This is a genomic window from Microcoleus sp. S1D4, from assembly GCF_036700765.1.
GTDB lineage: Bacteria > Cyanobacteriota > Cyanobacteriia > Cyanobacteriales > Microcoleaceae > Microcoleus.
Genome location: NZ_JAUBPP010000009.1, coordinates 204,542 through 220,273 on the forward strand (window position 1 = coordinate 204,542; position 15,732 = coordinate 220,273).

17 protein-coding genes are annotated in these 15,732 nt (G+C 44.7%); 7 read left to right on the plus strand and 10 right to left on the minus strand.

Features of this window, described 5'->3' with window-relative positions; all coding sequences use genetic code 11:
- The first annotated feature begins 111 nt into the window (after nucleotides 1–111).
- Nucleotides 112–336, plus strand: coding sequence for an addiction module protein (locus QT998_RS12230; protein WP_333092869.1), 225 nt, complete (start codon nucleotides 112–114; stop codon nucleotides 334–336).
- 3 nt (nucleotides 337–339) lie between these two features.
- On the plus strand, nucleotides 340–636 hold the full coding sequence (locus tag QT998_RS12235; protein WP_172187606.1) for a type II toxin-antitoxin system RelE/ParE family toxin: 297 nt from the start codon (nucleotides 340–342) through the stop codon (nucleotides 634–636).
- A gap of 59 nt (nucleotides 637–695) precedes the next feature.
- Here the strand turns inward: QT998_RS12235 and QT998_RS12240 are convergent, their stop codons facing one another.
- Nucleotides 696–1,598 carry a hypothetical protein gene (locus QT998_RS12240; protein ID WP_333116892.1) on the minus strand — a complete coding sequence of 301 codons (903 nt, stop codon included), beginning with the start codon at nucleotides 1,596–1,598 and terminating at the stop codon, nucleotides 696–698.
- A gap of 331 nt (nucleotides 1,599–1,929) precedes the next feature.
- Between QT998_RS12240 and QT998_RS12245 the strand changes: the two genes are divergently transcribed.
- Complete coding sequence (locus tag QT998_RS12245) at nucleotides 1,930–2,877, plus strand: class I SAM-dependent methyltransferase (protein WP_333116890.1); 948 nt, start codon at nucleotides 1,930–1,932, stop codon at nucleotides 2,875–2,877.
- A gap of 215 nt (nucleotides 2,878–3,092) precedes the next feature.
- Complete coding sequence (locus QT998_RS12250) at nucleotides 3,093–3,923, plus strand: abortive infection family protein (protein WP_333116888.1); 831 nt, start codon at nucleotides 3,093–3,095, stop codon at nucleotides 3,921–3,923.
- Nucleotides 3,924–4,110: 187 nt separating this feature from the next.
- On the opposite strand, the gene QT998_RS12255 is transcribed toward QT998_RS12250, so the two are convergent.
- Nucleotides 4,111–4,422: a HigA family addiction module antitoxin gene (locus QT998_RS12255; protein WP_333026536.1), complete on the minus strand. Its 312-nt coding sequence runs from the start codon at nucleotides 4,420–4,422 to the stop codon at nucleotides 4,111–4,113.
- 49 nt (nucleotides 4,423–4,471) lie between these two features.
- A complete protein-coding gene (locus QT998_RS12260) occupies nucleotides 4,472–4,750 on the minus strand; it encodes a type II toxin-antitoxin system RelE/ParE family toxin (protein WP_333116886.1) in 279 nt (92 codons plus the stop codon).
- A 341-nt stretch (nucleotides 4,751–5,091) separates the two neighbouring features.
- On the opposite strand from QT998_RS12260, the gene QT998_RS12265 reads away from it, so the two are divergent.
- Nucleotides 5,092–5,415, plus strand: coding sequence for a hypothetical protein (locus QT998_RS12265; protein WP_333116883.1), 324 nt, complete (start codon nucleotides 5,092–5,094; stop codon nucleotides 5,413–5,415).
- Between the two features lie 37 nt (nucleotides 5,416–5,452).
- Here the strand turns inward: QT998_RS12265 and QT998_RS12270 are convergent, their stop codons facing one another.
- Entirely contained in the window at nucleotides 5,453–6,805 is a 1,353-nt protein-coding gene (locus QT998_RS12270) for a cytochrome P450 (protein ID WP_333116881.1), read from the minus strand.
- Nucleotides 6,806–7,085: 280 nt separating this feature from the next.
- Between QT998_RS12270 and QT998_RS12275 the strand changes: the two genes are divergently transcribed.
- On the plus strand, nucleotides 7,086–7,310 hold the full coding sequence (locus QT998_RS12275) for a DUF433 domain-containing protein (protein ID WP_333116879.1): 225 nt from the start codon (nucleotides 7,086–7,088) through the stop codon (nucleotides 7,308–7,310).
- Nucleotides 7,294–7,620, plus strand: coding sequence for a hypothetical protein (locus QT998_RS12280; RefSeq protein WP_333092892.1), 327 nt, complete (start codon nucleotides 7,294–7,296; stop codon nucleotides 7,618–7,620). Before QT998_RS12275 ends, QT998_RS12280 begins: the two co-directional genes overlap by 17 nt.
- A gap of 51 nt (nucleotides 7,621–7,671) precedes the next feature.
- Here QT998_RS12280 and QT998_RS12285 read toward each other — a convergent pair whose 3' ends face one another.
- The 6 genes from QT998_RS12285 to QT998_RS12310 all read right to left on the minus strand — a co-directional run bounded on the left by QT998_RS12285 (nucleotide 7,672) and on the right by QT998_RS12310 (nucleotide 15,726).
- On the minus strand, nucleotides 7,672–8,604 hold the full coding sequence (locus tag QT998_RS12285) for a bifunctional helix-turn-helix domain-containing protein/methylated-DNA--[protein]-cysteine S-methyltransferase (protein ID WP_333116877.1): 933 nt from the start codon (nucleotides 8,602–8,604) through the stop codon (nucleotides 7,672–7,674).
- Between the two features lie 275 nt (nucleotides 8,605–8,879).
- Nucleotides 8,880–9,386, minus strand: coding sequence for a MogA/MoaB family molybdenum cofactor biosynthesis protein (locus QT998_RS12290; RefSeq protein WP_194066283.1), 507 nt, complete (start codon nucleotides 9,384–9,386; stop codon nucleotides 8,880–8,882).
- A 69-nt stretch (nucleotides 9,387–9,455) separates the two neighbouring features.
- On the minus strand, nucleotides 9,456–9,791 hold the full coding sequence (gene psb28, locus QT998_RS12295) for a photosystem II reaction center protein Psb28 (protein ID WP_333092860.1): 336 nt from the start codon (nucleotides 9,789–9,791) through the stop codon (nucleotides 9,456–9,458).
- Between the two features lie 131 nt (nucleotides 9,792–9,922).
- A complete protein-coding gene (locus QT998_RS12300) occupies nucleotides 9,923–11,407 on the minus strand; it encodes a DUF1565 domain-containing protein (RefSeq protein WP_333092859.1) in 1,485 nt (494 codons plus the stop codon).
- 266 nt (nucleotides 11,408–11,673) lie between these two features.
- Nucleotides 11,674–13,413, minus strand: coding sequence for a hypothetical protein (locus tag QT998_RS12305; protein WP_333116874.1), 1,740 nt, complete (start codon nucleotides 13,411–13,413; stop codon nucleotides 11,674–11,676).
- A gap of 588 nt (nucleotides 13,414–14,001) precedes the next feature.
- Nucleotides 14,002–15,726: a zinc metalloprotease HtpX gene (locus QT998_RS12310; protein WP_333116872.1), complete on the minus strand. Its 1,725-nt coding sequence runs from the start codon at nucleotides 15,724–15,726 to the stop codon at nucleotides 14,002–14,004.
- Nucleotides 15,727–15,732: the final 6 nt, after the last annotated feature.

A 15,732-nucleotide genomic window follows, 5' to 3' on the forward strand; every position in this document is an offset into this window, starting at 1 on the left:
TTATTCCCTCGCTCCCAGACTCTGCCTGGGAACGCATATCCCGAGGCTATGCCTCGATGTTGGTTTTGAGTTATAATAATCTACTAAGTCCTTGGCGCTTAACTTAAATTTATGGATTTCAAAGGCACTTTAAATCAGATCGTCGCCCTCAGTGTTCAAGATCGGATTCGTCTTGTACAAGCAATCTTAGAGAGTATAGCGGCAGAACAGGTTCACCCAGACCTGACAGACTTTCAAAAGCAGGAACTCGATCGCCGAATTGATGATTCTGAAGCAAATCCTGATAATGTGCTGACTTGGGAAGAAGTTAAAGCTTCAGTCAAAGCACGAAAATAAACTATGAATTATGCGTTAGTATTCCGTCCAGAAGTTCGTGAAGAAGTTGATGAAGCATACACTTGGTATGAAAGTCAGCAACTAGGACTTGGTGACGAGTTTTTAGACTGTATTGACGAAATGCTCGATCGAATTTGCCAGATGCCGGAGTCCTATCCAGTTGTCTATCGCGATGTTCGGCGATCGGTGGTGCGTCGCTTTCCCTATGCTGTGTATTATCGCATTGTATCAAGCCGAGTGATAGTGACCGCCATTTTTCATGGTCGCAGAGACTCAACAGCATGGCAAACGCGAACCTAACAAGTTCCCTCGTTACCATGCTCTGCCTCGCTGTTTTCCCTCGCCTGGGAACGATTTTTCTAGAATCTGCCAAAGGCTATTTCGGCATAAGCTCGATCGATCAATTGGCGAGCAACCGTCTGAATTCCCGTATGTTCGTAATAATTGGTAGTCATGTCTAAAAACGCCGCCACATAATCCAATTTGTCATCAGTAACATCAACGTATTGTTTGAGATGGCCTAAAACTATGGCCGGAGTTAAGCCGCGAGACTGTACTAAATTGTTCATCCAACCTTGGGCTGAAGCGAAAGTTGTTGTCACGAATCCGAACTTTTGTGAATTATTTGCGCCGGGAATTAGGTTGCTGATATTTTGGAATGTTGAGTTTTGCTGCAAGGTTGAAGGATTCAATCCGCCTATGGTATTTTGTGCTACTCTAATGAAGTCCGGGCCAAGGGGAATTAAACCGTCAGCACAAACTAAAGCAGCCATCCGCATCAGAGATTCGCCTTTGTAATGAGATAAATAATTACCAAAGCTTCCCACATTGTCAAGGGAAATATTGTTAAGTTTGCAGTAGGCAATTAGCTCGATCGCCACTTTGACGCACAAGTCGATCGTTTGAGTTGTGTCAGCTTTGGGAGTGAGGCGGTTGAGAAAGGAAAGAAAGCCGATGTTTTCGCCGATTTTATTCGCCATAGCCGTTGCACCTAACGCACTGTCGGCGCTGTCTGCTAACTGGTAAAGCCTGACTACGCCTTGATATGGCTCGTTGGGGTTGGCGTAAAGCTCGATCGCGCGATCGCGAATTTTCCCCACTAATTTGCGCTTTGTTTCCCCTGTCACCGCTTCAATAGTATTATCAAAACCCGTCAGATTGTTCCACTCTCCCGGAACCACAAAATCGAGAGATTTTAACATCTTCACAGTGACGCCACCAGACGGCAAATTGTCAACCAATTCCACAATAGATTTGCTCATCACAAACTCCTTAATAGCCAGATTTAAAGTGTTCTTCCAAATACTCCAACTTCGGCAAATCCGATTCCAGATTCCAGATGAATTCCCCAGAACTAAGTAGGCAAGCACAAATAAATATTATACCAGCCGAGCCACTTTTGCCCTACTCTTATCTTTTCTCTCTTTTCTTCCTCTGCGTTCTCTGCGCCCTCTGCGGTTCATTAAAAAAAGTCTTTCCCCCAAAACATTTGCATTTCACTCGCCCTCACCAAGTTAAGTTTCATTATATCGAACAACTCAAAATCCTCGCACTGTGTTAAAATAGATGGCGCAAAATAGAAACACATAAAATATGACGGTTGCAATTAACAAAACTCCAGGATTAGCTTCGCGTTTAGTAAATGGCATCCTTTCCATCAAACCTTTGGCTAATCTAGCCAAGCACCAAGCGCGGGAAATGATGATAACAAGAGCCGAAAAAATCGGAGTGCATTGGCGACAAGAAGCCCAAGCACTTTTAGCTCGAAATTGGGATGCAGAATTGCTCAGCGTCCAAAATCCAGATCTGGTTTACCCGAAATATTATCTAACTTCATTTCACGCTTACGAACAAGGTAATATGAGCTGGGAAGCTGCTACAGAAGTTGAAGTAGCCGCCCGTACAGTTCACGCGGGAATTTGGCCGGAAGCGGGTGCAGAAGGCGATGCTAAACTCCGCGCCAGCTATCACGAAATTATCAAATCTCAAATTGCTTCTTCACCGCAGGATATTGTTGATTTGGGATGCAGTGTGGGAATGAGTACCTTTGCTCTTGGCGAGGTTTACCCGGAAGCGAAGATGACTGGGGTGGAGTTGTCGCCTTATTTTTTAGCAGTTGCTAAATACCGTTCCCAGCAGCGAGAATCCCAATCTTTAAATCAAAAATCTCCGACTTGGGTTCACGCTGCTGCTGAATCTACTGGTTTGCCGGCGGCTGCTTTTGATTTAGTTTCTATTTGTCTAGTTTGTCACGAATTGCCGCAGAAAGCTACTAGAGAAGTGTTCCGGGAAGCGAGGCGTTTGCTGCGTGTTGGCGGACATTTGACAATTATGGATATGAATCCTCGGTCGGAAGTTTATGCCAAAATGCCTCCTTACATTTTGACTTTGCTCAAGAGTACGGAGCCTTATTTGGATCAGTATTTTGGGTTGGATATTGAGCAAGCTTTAGTTGATTCTGGTTTTGCTGCGCCGACAATCACTTGCAATACAGTCCGACACCGGACTATTGTTGCTAAGGCAATAAATAGTCCGGTTTGATGTTTTAAAAATGTTTGCGGTATAATAAAAATTTTAAGTCTATTATACCGCAACTGCGGTACAATTAATAGTTAGCCTGCTTCATCCTATGGCTGAGGAACTTCCAGTAAAGCTATGTATCAGGCTCCGAGGCTCATCAGGAAGCAGTAAAGCGAGCGCATATCTAATTGGTCTTGAGTAGTTACAATCAATTATGAATTAACAGGTTACTGCAAATGTCTGACTTGTCGAGCTTTGATAAAGTAAAACTTGAAAAAATGTTTGAGATGGAAGGTGGTTATGTTCTTGATTTTACCGACAGAACTTTCCGGGAATTCATAATTGAAAATACAAAGATTAACATATATGACGGCAAGTACGATTACGCTAGCGGATCTAAAGCTAATCGATTAAGGACCTTTTGGGCTAAAGAATCTAACTATACTGTTGGAAAATTAATTTCAGATTTGTTGGAATATTGGACAACAAAAAAAAAGATAAATTACATAGAAATAAGCCAAGCCGAGCAAGCCTTGTTTGATGATTGCTATACAATAGCAGAACGACTTAAGCAAGATAGCATTGTTGAAAATATTGATGCAATTCAACCATATTCTAATGACAAAGAGTTTTCTGTATTAGCAAAATCAATAAGGGAAAGTATTCAAAATAATGAGCCAGAAGTAGCATTAGATAGACTCCATACTTATATGGTGAAGTATACAAAGAAGCTATGCAATAAACATGGGATCAGTTATGACAAAAACAAACCATTGCATAGCCTTTTTGGAGAATATGTAAACTATCTAAGACAGAACCGCTTTATTGAGTCACAAATGACCGAAAAGATTCTAAAACATTCGACTAAAATTCTGGATGATTTTAATCATGTTAGAAACCACCAAAGTCTGGCTCATGACAATCCTATTTTGAATTATCATGAGAGTGTTCTGATATTTAACAATGTTTCAAGCGCGATTAAGTTTATAGAAGCCATTGAAGCAGAACAATCAGAAGTTGACGAACAAGACGAAGTTCAAGCAAAGTGGGATGAGATTCCCTTCTGAAGAGGTTTGCTGTTTTTGTCAATCCGCACCCTAACAATCGTGTTGCAAAAGTTATCGTTCCTGTTTACAGGATACCCCATCCTGGTTAAATACTTCCTCGATCTCGAAGTCCGCCTGCGCGGACTTCGTTTGTATAGTTGCGGTTTCAACCGCCCTATGCTCTTTTTACTGAGATTAACATATCCCGCTATGCTACCGTAGATACTTTTTCGTACTCTTCACTGTGTTTTTGCACTGCATCCCAGATATCAACTTTTTGCTGAAGATTAAGCCAAAGTTGAGGGCCATTCCCTAACGCTTTCCCAATCCGAATTGCCATGTCTACTGTAATTGGTCTTTGACCTAAAACAATTTCGTTGACACTACGGCGGGATACACCAAGTATCTCAGCAAACCTGGTTTGAGTCATTTCAATATCTTCAAGCACATCTGAAATGACCTCGCCCGGATGTACTGGTCTGACTTTCCTCCCTTGAATAATGTTTTGTATGTCTTTCATGCAACTCTCCTTTCGGTTTAAGTTAAATTTTTAGATTTTGTTTTATGGGCTAGTTATAATCTTCGAGATCTATATCGTATGCGTTGTTATCCTGAAATGTAAAAGTTATACGCCAGTTACCTGATACCTTTATTGACCAAGTTCCCTGTCTATCACCTTTAAGTTCGTGTAAATCATAGCCTGGTATTCTAATATCATCTATAATTATTGCTGTATCTATTACTTCAAGTCTTGCTCTTGTCCTTTTTTCGAGTTCTGTAGGAATTCCTTTTGCATTACCTTCTCTCAATAATCTTTCTACTGCTTTATTTTTAAAAGTTTGTATCATGTGAAATCATCCTTCTATCAAGGCTGAATATCCAGTTCATAGCACTTATATATATTAATTAAAAGTTTTTGTAACCTTTGAGATTACTTTATTGATGTAACCTATGAGGTTACAGATGTCAAGCCTAAAATAATTGCAAAAGCAAAAATCGCTCCAATCTACTAACAGGGCTGGATCTGGGAGAAGGAAAAAGTGCTCGTAGCGGCTGAGCTAAGCGGATGGTGTTGGCGGTCAATGACGCTCCAAAACTGGATTCGATCGCACTAGCGGTACAATTAACACAGTTAGACAGCAGTCTGAGCTAGAACATTTTGATAGAACCCTAAAAGAAGGACATCATCATGAACCCGACAGCCCCCTCTCAAAACATCCTCGATTGTTTGCAGGTTATCTTGGATGCCACTGCATCGAAAAATTACGAGCTTTTTACCACAGTCGGTGATGCAGGCTACAAAGCGGGCATTACACAACAAATGTTTGACGATGTTAGCGAGCTGCTCGCTTCACGCCTGCAAAAGGGATACTCTATTACTTATTTTGGTGAGATAAAACAAGGTAATTCTCCGATTTATTTGTGGAAGCTGAGTTTTGAAGATGGTGGAGATGAATTTGTGGCACACATGACTATGAATGGAGACAAAGTTGCTGGGATTTTCATCGAATAACATATCTTGCTTCACACGGCGTTTTACTGCAATGAATCTAACGCCGATCGCCCACAACCGTTAATCGAAACCGATCGGGTGGCACAAAGGTGATTCCCCGGCGCACTGGACGAATTGGCCGATCGAGATTCGATACAAACTCACGGGAAGACAGTACCGTTGCTAAAACGAGCTTCATTTCAAACATCGATAACGCCATCCCGATGCAGCTTCGACTCCCGCCTCCAAACGGTAAAAATTCAGAGGCGGAAAACTTGCGATCTAAAAAGCGATCGGGATTGAATAAAGCCGGATTTTCGTAGGTTTCAGGGCGACGGTGGGCCAAATAGACACAGGGGATTAAAATCGTTCCCGGTTGATATGTATAGCCTTCGAGTTCGATCGTCCGTTTCACCTTGCGCGGCTGCGAAATTAAGGCAATTGGATAAACCCGCAGCGCTTCCTTGCAGACTGCTGTTAAGTAGGGCGACTGCGAAAGCGCGATCGGATCGGGATTCTCGCCCAATTCATCCAATTCCTTCCGCAACCTAGCAAGGCATTCGGGAAACTGATGCAGCCAGTAAAACGCCCAAGTCAACGCCGATCCAGTTGTTTCATGTCCCAACAACAACAGCGTCATCAACTGATCGCGCAATTCTCGATCGCCGAGGGATTCGCCGCTGTCGTCGCGGGCCATCATCAACACCGACAGAATATCCGTGCGAGACGAATCGAGAGAATGCGATCGCCTCTCGGCAATTTCTGCATAAATCAGCGAGTCAATCTGCGCCATCTGCTGCAAAAACTGCCCCCACGGACTCCAAGATCCCAAATTTTGCTGCAACGGTTCAAAGAAAAATTGTATCGAGTACAGTTCAGAGGTAATCGCCTCTAAAAGGTTGCTGAGCAATTGTTTCAGGCGTTCGTAGCGCTCTCCCGGCACTAATCCAAACACGACTTGCAAGATTACTTCCAGCGAAATTTCTAACATTTCTTCGCGGACTGCGATCGCATCTGGGGCTTTCCAGTCGATCGTGTGCTTTTTCGTCAAATCAACAATCAAATGCCCTTGACTGTGCAACTGTTCCCGATGCAGCGCAGGCATTAATAGCTGTCGCTGTCGCAGATGTCGCGGCCCTTCATTCATAATTAGGGATTCATTTCCCACCAAGGGGCGAAATATGTTGGTCACTTTGCCAAACTCAAAGGCATCGGCTAACGTCGTAAACACCGCCTGAATCGCTTCTGGACGGCCCAGAAACACCACGGGGGGCGAAGAGGGCCCCAACACGCGGGCGGTAAATGTATCGCCGTATTTGGCAGAATAGCGATCGAAAAATGCGATCGGGTCAGCTACTAGCGAAAGCGTTTGGAACAAAGCAGGAGAACGAGATCCGGTAGGCAGCGTCATTGAAAAACTGGCGATACACAATCTTTCTAGTGTATATCGATCGACCTTGCACCCTGAAATTTATCTGCGATCTATTGCGAAGGCAAGTAGCAAAAATAGTAATGCTATCCCGATAGATCGCAGATTGTATGGCTAGCTTCCCAGCCTAAACTGCTAAAAATTGTAGTTTTAGATGAAATGGATGCTAGCGATCGTTTGGTTTGGCATTCTGCTCACGAAAATCAAATGACTTTGGGATACAATTGTTGTAAAAGCTGGTAGCCCGTTGGCTAAATTTGTTATGACATTAACATCCCGTGTTATTCATAGCGACCCCGATATTCTGGGGGGAACCCCTGTTTTTGTTGGGACTCGTGTGCCAATGAAAACCCTACTTGATTATCTTGAGGCTGGTGATTCATTAGAGGTATTTCTAGACCATTTCCCTAGTGTCAGTCGGGAACAGACAATTGCAGCTCTTGAATTAGCAAAGGAAATGCTGAGTGCCTATGCGAATCCTGCTTGATGAACGTGCCCCGCGCCCTTTAAAGCGTGAATTTGCTGATTATGAGATACCCACAGTTGTTGAGATGGGATGGTCAGGAAAAAAGAACGGTGAATTGCTGCGGCTTATGAGTCAAGAGGGCTTCACCATTCTGCTCACCACCGATCAAAATTTGCGCTATCAGCAAAACTTGCAGCAAGCTGGAGTCGCCGTTATTGTTCTTGTAGCATCGAGCAACAGACTTCCTGATTTACTTCCTCTAATACCAGATGCTCGTAACGTGTTGAATATCATTACTCCGGGGGAAGTGATTGAAGTCGGAGGTTCTTAAAAGTTTTTAGGCGACGCAGCACGACAACTCCCGCGCGCGATCGCACAGATGTTATGTGTTAGGAGCGGAGGTAGTCTGCGGCGGGTGATTGACACCGTTAGAGCGCTCTATTCCTGCGAGGGTGGTTGCGGAGATTGTCTGGCTAGCCTCCCAACCTAACATGACTGTTTTACGCTCTACTCCCCAGCCATAGCCACCGACTTCTCCAGATTCTCGAATGACTCGGTGACACGGAATTAGATAGCCGATCGGATTTTTACCGATCGCATTTCCTACAGCTCTAGCAGCAGTTGGGCGTGCTACCATTTGAGCTATAGTTTGATAGGTGGCGATCGCACCAAAGGGCAATTGCAAAAGTGCTCGCCAAACTTGGATCTGAAAGTTAGTGCCTTTTACCAACAGCGTTAGTGGTTTTTGCTCGCTGAAAGTTTCTGAATTGAAAATCAGGTCGCGCAATGATTGAGTGGCTTGCTCATCGCGAATGATTTCAGCGTTTTTCCATGTTAATCGCAGTGTTTTTTCGGCAGTTTGTTCGTCGGCTGTATCCAAGAAATAAAGATTACAAATACCACGGGCAGTTGTAGCAATTAGAGATGTGCCAAAGGGGGTATCATGAATACCATAGCGAATTTGCAAACCTGCTCCGCCTGCTTTGAACTCCCCTGGTGACATTGCTTCCAAGTTCACAAATAAATCGTGCAATCGTCCGGGACTCGATAGTCTCACGTCCAATGTTAGGTCTAGAAGGCTTTTAGTCTGAGTGATTTTTGACTTGGCATATTCAACTGTCAGATATTGCAAAAACCGCTTGGGGCTAATGCCGGCCCATTGAGTAAATAGCCGTTGAAAATGATATTCACTAAGTCCTATGTGCTGGGCCACAGTTGCCAGATTGGGCTGGTTTAGGTGGTGTTGTCGCATAAAGGCGATCGCCCGAGCAATCCGGTGATAATCTTCGCTAGCATAGACACTCGCATTCTGCATCGAAATCATCTATCTAAGTCAAGGGAATTTTGATGTTTCCTTACTTTAGCCATAGAGTCGGCTCAAAGCCACCCGTTTCTTGCGGTGAATGCAGTCAGTCGATTTGAGATTTTAGATTTTAGATTGAAGAGTTTGAAGAGATTGAAGAGATTGAAGAAAGCGACCTCATATCGTTTCCGGTTGCATGGAAATGATCAAGTCAAGGTCGCGCAATTCCACATTCCCCCACGGATCACCTCCCACTCGCCATCATTCCGGTGTTACCAGAATTGATATCACCCTCCGCGCAACTGCGTCACCAAGTGAACTAATTCTGGTAAAATTAGCTTTTCCACAGCTAGTTTCACACCATTGCTAGATCCGGGAAGAGAAAAGACTAACTTGCCTTGATACACGCCTGCAACTGCGCGAGAGGCGATCGCCCTCGAACCAATTTCTTGATAGCTCAAAAACCGAAATATCTCCCCAAATCCCGGTAAAATCCTGTCGAGCAAACTCTCCATCACATCATAAGTCGTATCTCGGGGAGCGATGCCCGTCCCGCCATTAAAAATGATTGCATCCACATCTTCACGCTGGGAAAAAGCCTGCATTTGCAATACAATTTTGGCCGCATCATCTTTAACAACAGTGTAAGCTACCACAGAGTGACCCGCATCTTTTAGCAACTTCTTAGTTAACAAGCCGCTATTATCTGTGTCAGCAGAGCGCGTATCGCTAATAGTAGTGATCGCACAATTTACCACTATTTTTGATAAATCTGGGTGAGGAATTTGCGTCATGGTTTAGTATCTTAAGTAATCGGCAACTGGCAACTGGCGCTCTGCCAATTACCAATCACCAACTACCCATTATGCCTTGCTAAATGCTAAGCCGTTTGCTGCGGAGTAGCGTTCCATGAAACGCATAAAACGCTCCCATTCTTCAGCACTTCTCATCAGATAAAGAGCTTCTAAACCCGCAGGCTGACCATTTACGAACTTAGCATTAACCTCGCGAGTCATGATTTCGCCTTCTTCGTCGATCATGTACATTCCAGTAATCTCTTGGGTACTGGTGCTGCTGAGAGCCTTGGGATTTGCAAAGATAAATGTGGCCGTACCTTGAGCTCCGCTTTTAGAACGGGTTAGGCGAACTTCTGGCAGCACATCTTCGTCAATACCACGGGAAAATTGAATTTTAGCCATAATTTCACAGTCGAACCTTAAGGATTACTTAATTTCTTAACTTTTCACTTTAGTACATTGCGAGCCTTTAAAAAAGGGTTCGCAATGTTGAGTTCGACAATCATCAGAGGATTCGGGTAATCCCAATGGCCTTAGACGATGTAAGGAGAGTTAATTGCCTCAGCCCGGTTTGTGGCTACCAGGGTTTGGTAAACCAGCGCGGATATCTCGCCGCGGGTGATGTCGCGGGCGGGGGAAAGCTTGTCGCGGGCGGGATAGTTGACCACGATTTTGCGCTCTGTGGCGGTGGCGGTGGCGTCGGTGGCAAAACTGGGAATCAATGCTCGATCGGCATAAACGCTCAAAGAATTGGGATTGCCGCCAGTCAACTGTAAGCCGTTTACTAAAGAAACTATAGCCTGAGCTCTGGTCAAATTTTGCTCTGGGCGAAAGGTGAGATCGGGATATCCAGCCAAAAACCCACCTCGATTCGCTTTGACGATCGCCCCATACGCCCAAAAATCCGCCGCTACATCCTTAAAAGCCGTCGCTTCACGGCGCGGTGCCAACTCAAACGCCTTCGCCAGCAAAGCCGCATACTGAGCTCTAGTTAAATTCTCGTCAGGTTTAAAAGTGCCGTTGGGAAACCCGCTGACAATATTTATCTTAGCGAGGCGATCGATAAAATCCTTAGCCCAGTGGGTGCTGGTGTCGCTAAATTTTACGCCGCCAGGAGTCGGAGTGGGAGTCGGAGATGGTGTCGGAGTCGGCGTTACATTACCCAAATCAAATAAACCTTTCACCCGCGCCGGATTGAGCTGATTTCCCAAGGCAGAAATCTTTACCCCAGTCGCGTTTTGCAAGTCAAATTCGCCGTTATCCCGAAAAATATTGCCCCCCAAATCTTGAGCCGTACCGATATCTGGCAGCGATTTCCCCACAGCAGTCAAACCGTCTTCGGTATTTTTTTCAATGCGATTCTTCCGCACAACCGGCTTAGATTCCCCCGATAAAACAATACCGGAGCGATTTTCTAAAATTTGGTTATCAACAATCAAAGGAGCAGATTTATCTTGCAGAGAAATGCCGAAACCTGTATTTTGAAAAACATTGCGCCGCAGTACGCCTTTAGCAGTTTCTGCCGCAATTACGCCAGCCGCCGAGTTTTGTACAAATCTGTTGTCTAGAATCGCAGGATTTGCCGAACCTGTGATAAAAACACCTTCGCGCTTGCAAAGCGTGAAAGTGCAGTTAGCCACTGTGGGAGAAGTTGACTCAATCCAGACTCCGGTGCCGCGACTCTCCAAATTAGTGACAGTTAGACCGCGCAATTCGGCATCGGTTGCTAGCAATATTGTGATATTTTGACTGGCTGCGGTGGGACTGACAAATTTGCCGCTTCCTTGAATCAGAGTGCCGCTTCCTTTGTTAGTTTCGCTACCGATAACTTTGACTCCAGAGGGAATTTCCAAGGGGAATTTTTCGCCGCTGGCTGCGCTGTAAGTTCCCGGTGCTAGCTGAATAATTGTTCCCGATGCAGCGCGGGCGATCGCGCGGGCGATCGTTTTCAAGGGCGCCGATTGGCTGCCGGCGGCTCCATCGCTACCTGTTTGCGGGTTGACGTAAACTGTTGCCATGTTTTTGTGGAAGAAATAAATGTGCGATCGGGTCTTTGTATACTTTTCATTCTCTACTAAGCTGACCCCGGATCTATATTCACCTTTAATTTCGCAGCTTATTTATTTGCAGGATATCCGTAATATCACCCATCAGGAGCAACAACCGCAGGGGGGATTGCCCCTACACAGCAGTAATTCGATTTGAGATTGTAAAATTGAATAATTTGTAGTGCACTGCGCACCGGTGTCTAAGTCAACTGGTGCGCATTGCGCACCCTACAAACTCAATTTTTAGTCATTTTCACAATACAAGACGCATCCAAAACTACTAATATTTCATTCTGAAAAACAGCACAACTTGTCATTGCTGGAGCTAGTGCGGGAATTTTCCCTTGTTTGAGAGCAAGCATCGCCTCCGCTGTCCCATCAAAGTCATCCATCCAGCCGTAATCTTCTACATACTTCAGAGTCAAAGCATTCCGAGTGAGCATCCAAAAATCAATTCCATAGCTGTTAATAAAGTTTTGCAAAACAGCCCGATCGTCCGTATATTGAGCGCGAATTAAATCGCTAACTCGCTGCTGAAATCTGCTGTAGTAGCCTTTTTGATACGGCACTGAATATTCCTTTGCCACCCAAACAGAACGCTGGCTAAACGTCGGTATGTTGTCGGCTTCGGAGGCGATCGAAGCAATCAGGATATTTTTAGGTTGTTGCTGAAAAAAATTGTACAAACTGGGCATTTTACCTTCTATATACCCGACTATCGGAAACTTTTGAACAAAGCAGGGATAAAAAACAACGGCAGCAAGGATTATGGCTGTGGTAATTAGTACAACTAAATTTTTGAATTGAAATGTTGTTTCGTTTCTTGATGCCCAATGGCAGATTCCATCGATAATTAACGTTAGGACGATCGCAGTTAGCGACACGATAATAAATCGCAAGCTGTAGGCAGTATATCGTCCAGGTTGATAAAGCTTAAAAATGGTAGCGTGAGCCGCTAAAAACATCGCCGATGATGCTAAAAATAGCTGAAGTAACAGCCAGATTTTGCTACTAATGCGACTCGCTAAGGGAAAGGCCGATCGCCAAAACAGCAGCAGCGGAAATAACAGCGCCACACAGTGAGTTACAGGCGTAAACAGCGACTTGGGAAACATCCCGCTGCCCCTACCAGTCAGCCAATAATCTACCGGATTGGGACGAAAAAAAGCATTTCTGCCGTCTGGTGCAAATACTCCCATTTTCTTGGCTTCGGCTGCGGTATAAGTCGGACCAAATTCAGATTTATCTAAGACATAGGGCAGCATTACTAAAAAAATTATTCCCAAGCCTGTAGTGCAAAATAGGTAATTTGTGCGATCGCCCGACAAGCGCAAACGGCCGTTTTCCCAGCCTAGCAGCCGCAAAACTAAAATTCCGGCAGCAACCAAGGCGTAAGGAGGGTAAAATAGTCCGATTAGGGCGATAGCCCCCAAACATGGCAGCAACAAATTCCGGGATAAATAATATAAAAAACCGAGAAATATCGGGTAGATAAAAGCTCTGGGCGTTGCGGAAGCCAAATCGTCAGTCATCCACATATGCTGATTTAGCAGCAAAGATGCTATAAATCCAGTCAGCGGCACCGGCAGCATTTCTAGGCAAAGTCCAAAACAGTAATAAGTGGAGATTAAGCCGAGAAATAGCGGCAATATTTTGTGCAATAATAGGGGGTGAATGCCGATGGTTGCTGCTAATTTGTAGAGCGTGCTGTATCCGGCGGGGGCGACTGATTGAAAGTAGTTAGCAATGAAATCGTTGGGGAACAATTGTCGATCGACAAACCGCATCATCCAGAAAACGTGCTGCCTCGCATCGTCTTGCACCACATACTCGGCGCTGAAGGCTTGCTGCATACCCAAAAAACCATAAACTGCGGCAAATGTCAAGCTCAGAGTCAACCAAAATATTGTGTGCGATCGGGATTTTTCATCCACAGTCGCCGTCAGAAACTTGTGCAAGCGGGCTATTAATACCATTTAAGATTTGAGATTTGAGATTTGAGATTTGAGATTTGAGATTCGGAATAGCTGATATCGTTTCCGGTTGTATCGGAATAATAAAATCGAGTCAACAGTCAGTAGGGGCGGTGCCAAGAGTGCCCGCCCTCTTAACAGTCAACAGTCAACAGTCAACAGTCAACAGTCAACAGTCAACAGTCAACAGTCAACAGTCATGTATGAGTGCAACCGGAATTGATATGATTCTTAAAAGTAGGACTATATCATATCTGGTCAATTAAGCTGTTGTCCATTTAAATTATATATTTCGACGATCGATCAAAAATACCCCTCAAAAAAACAGAAAATCGCCCCCTAACAATCATTTTTCCGGCCGTTATGTCGTTTCCGCTTGCATCGGAATGATTTAACCTTATTAGTACACAGAGTACACAGAGGGAGAGGATATATATCTGAATCATTCCGATGCTACCGGATTTGATATTAGATGGGTTCCCAGACTCTTCGACAGTAACCAGTTACAACCTTTCAAAGAAAACAATAGTAAGGTGCGCGTTGCACACCCTACAGATCGAGTTTTTGTGTCTGGGAGTATCCTTTATATTTTTAAGCTGGAAATGACACAAATAGAGAAGCAATACCGATCGCGATCGCACCAATCCCCATCACAAAAGACCAGAAACGGTGATAACTGCTAACCGTCGTACCGCTATCGCTTTCAAGCCGAATCAAATCCATCCAAGGCGCGACACCCCGGCGGAACCAACCCAAAGCGCTAACATCCATACCAATCAAACTTTTAACCCGTTTCATCCCAAACAGAAAATTACCAATCGGCCCAAAACGAGAAGCATAGCGCAGATAAATCATTCCCGTTTTGTCTTGCAGTTTGAGATCGGAACCAAAGGCATAACCCGCATCGCCGCGACCAATTAATTCGCCTTCCAGTTTCGCAGGTTGACCGCGCAAAGGACTCGCATAAGGGTCAGACATTAAGGTTAAAACATCCAATTGTTCTGTTTGTGCGTAATTGGGGAACATTACCAAAGCTTTGAGCAAAATTCCCGCGCCCAAACCGATGAAAGGACAAGCAATCATCATCATCGGGTTCGCAGCAGACAGCGAAATGCCGATCGCAAAACCCACCGCCAAGCCCAGAGTTTCCGCACTGTACAGCAGCAAATCGAACACAAAATTGCCGTACAATTTCCGCTTGCTCAATTTGCGGCCTTCCCCAACAATTCTGCCCATATCAAACTCAATATTCAAACCCAATTGTTCTGCGTAATTGCTCAAAGCGCGAACTCGCTTACCAGTTAGCGGGTGAGTTGAATTCAACTCCATCCACCAAGCCCAAGGATTAAACATATCCCACAAAAACACTCGCCCAATCTTTTCGGGTTCCGACGCAATCCGGTAAGCGGTACCAGTAGAAGTTGCAGCTTTGGCATCATAAATGCCCAAGGCGCGAGTTCCTTCTAATAAGCGGCTGGGTTCCGTTCCTCTTTGTTTTTCTTCCAAAATACCGTAAGCAATTTTTACCAACGCGCGGGATAAAGCGTTGGGATTTCCGGTAGTTTCGGCGGCAAAATGGTCGGCAAAATATTCTCGCGTCCGCGACAAATACAGCAATAAATAAGTGCCTGCAATGTAAAATAAATAAGCAACAGCAGCTACAGTACCCGCCGCATCTTTAGCTTTGTCGCCGCCCTTACGACCGAGCCTTTGAGCTGTTGTGTAAATTAAGTAAGTAAGTTGTACCAAAGTCGAAGCTAAAGTCATTACTGCAAAGTCCCAGTGGACGATGTGACCGAGTTCGTGGGCGTAAACAGTGGCAATTTCATCGTCGTCTAAATAGGTGAAAAGACCTTGACTAACGACTAAGCGAGCGCTGTTAGGAAAGGAACCGTAGGTAAAAGCAGTAGGGTTTTGGTCGTCAATAATTCCTAACCGTGGCTGAGTCAGTTTTTTCTGTTTGCAAACCTTCTTAATAACTTTCGCGGTTTCGGGACTGAGGTTTTCAATTTCTGCTAGGGAAACCCAGCGAGTATTGTAAAGCCAATTTTGGGTTAAGTCCATTAAGTAAGGCGATAGAAAAAAAGCTGCTATGTTAAAAATTAGAGTTATGGGAAGTGCGATCGCCAATCCGGCCACTGGATCGGGACTGTTGATAATCAAAACCGAGGCTAAGGATAGCGCCAACACCATACCAAACAGCAGGGTGATGGTGACACCGGAAGCTAAAATGAGGTTTCCGCCAGTTTTCTGTATTAATTTAACGCCGGCTTTGGGCGATCGCCCTGCCTTGCGTAAAGGAGCTTGAGATGGCATAATAAT

Bases quoted from the DNA above. Each gene is read 5' to 3' on its own strand.
- QT998_RS12235 (WP_172187606.1), top strand. From the start codon at position 340: ATGAATTATGCGTTAGTATTCCGTCCAGAAGTTCGTGAAGAAGTTGAT.
- QT998_RS12230 (WP_333092869.1), top strand. From the start codon at position 112: ATGGATTTCAAAGGCACTTTAAATCAGATCGTCGCCCTCAGTGTTCAA.
- QT998_RS12300 (WP_333092859.1), bottom strand. From the start codon at position 11,407: ATGGCAACAGTTTACGTCAACCCGCAAACAGGTAGCGATGGAGCCGCC.
- QT998_RS12245 (WP_333116890.1), top strand. From the start codon at position 1,930: ATGACGGTTGCAATTAACAAAACTCCAGGATTAGCTTCGCGTTTAGTA.
- QT998_RS12305 (WP_333116874.1), bottom strand. From the start codon at position 13,413: ATGGTATTAATAGCCCGCTTGCACAAGTTTCTGACGGCGACTGTGGAT.
- QT998_RS12310 (WP_333116872.1), bottom strand. From the start codon at position 15,726: ATGCCATCTCAAGCTCCTTTACGCAAGGCAGGGCGATCGCCCAAAGCC.
- QT998_RS12270 (WP_333116881.1), bottom strand. From the start codon at position 6,805: ATGACGCTGCCTACCGGATCTCGTTCTCCTGCTTTGTTCCAAACGCTT.
- QT998_RS12260 (WP_333116886.1), bottom strand. From the start codon at position 4,750: ATGATACAAACTTTTAAAAATAAAGCAGTAGAAAGATTATTGAGAGAA.
- QT998_RS12280 (WP_333092892.1), top strand. From the start codon at position 7,294: ATGCGAATCCTGCTTGATGAACGTGCCCCGCGCCCTTTAAAGCGTGAA.
- QT998_RS12265 (WP_333116883.1), top strand. From the start codon at position 5,092: ATGAACCCGACAGCCCCCTCTCAAAACATCCTCGATTGTTTGCAGGTT.
- QT998_RS12255 (WP_333026536.1), bottom strand. From the start codon at position 4,422: ATGAAAGACATACAAAACATTATTCAAGGGAGGAAAGTCAGACCAGTA.
- QT998_RS12250 (WP_333116888.1), top strand. From the start codon at position 3,093: ATGTCTGACTTGTCGAGCTTTGATAAAGTAAAACTTGAAAAAATGTTT.
- QT998_RS12240 (WP_333116892.1), bottom strand. From the start codon at position 1,598: ATGAGCAAATCTATTGTGGAATTGGTTGACAATTTGCCGTCTGGTGGC.
- QT998_RS12275 (WP_333116879.1), top strand. From the start codon at position 7,086: ATGACATTAACATCCCGTGTTATTCATAGCGACCCCGATATTCTGGGG.
- psb28 (WP_333092860.1), bottom strand. From the start codon at position 9,791: ATGGCTAAAATTCAATTTTCCCGTGGTATTGACGAAGATGTGCTGCCA.
- QT998_RS12285 (WP_333116877.1), bottom strand. From the start codon at position 8,604: ATGCAGAATGCGAGTGTCTATGCTAGCGAAGATTATCACCGGATTGCT.
- QT998_RS12290 (WP_194066283.1), bottom strand. From the start codon at position 9,386: ATGACGCAAATTCCTCACCCAGATTTATCAAAAATAGTGGTAAATTGT.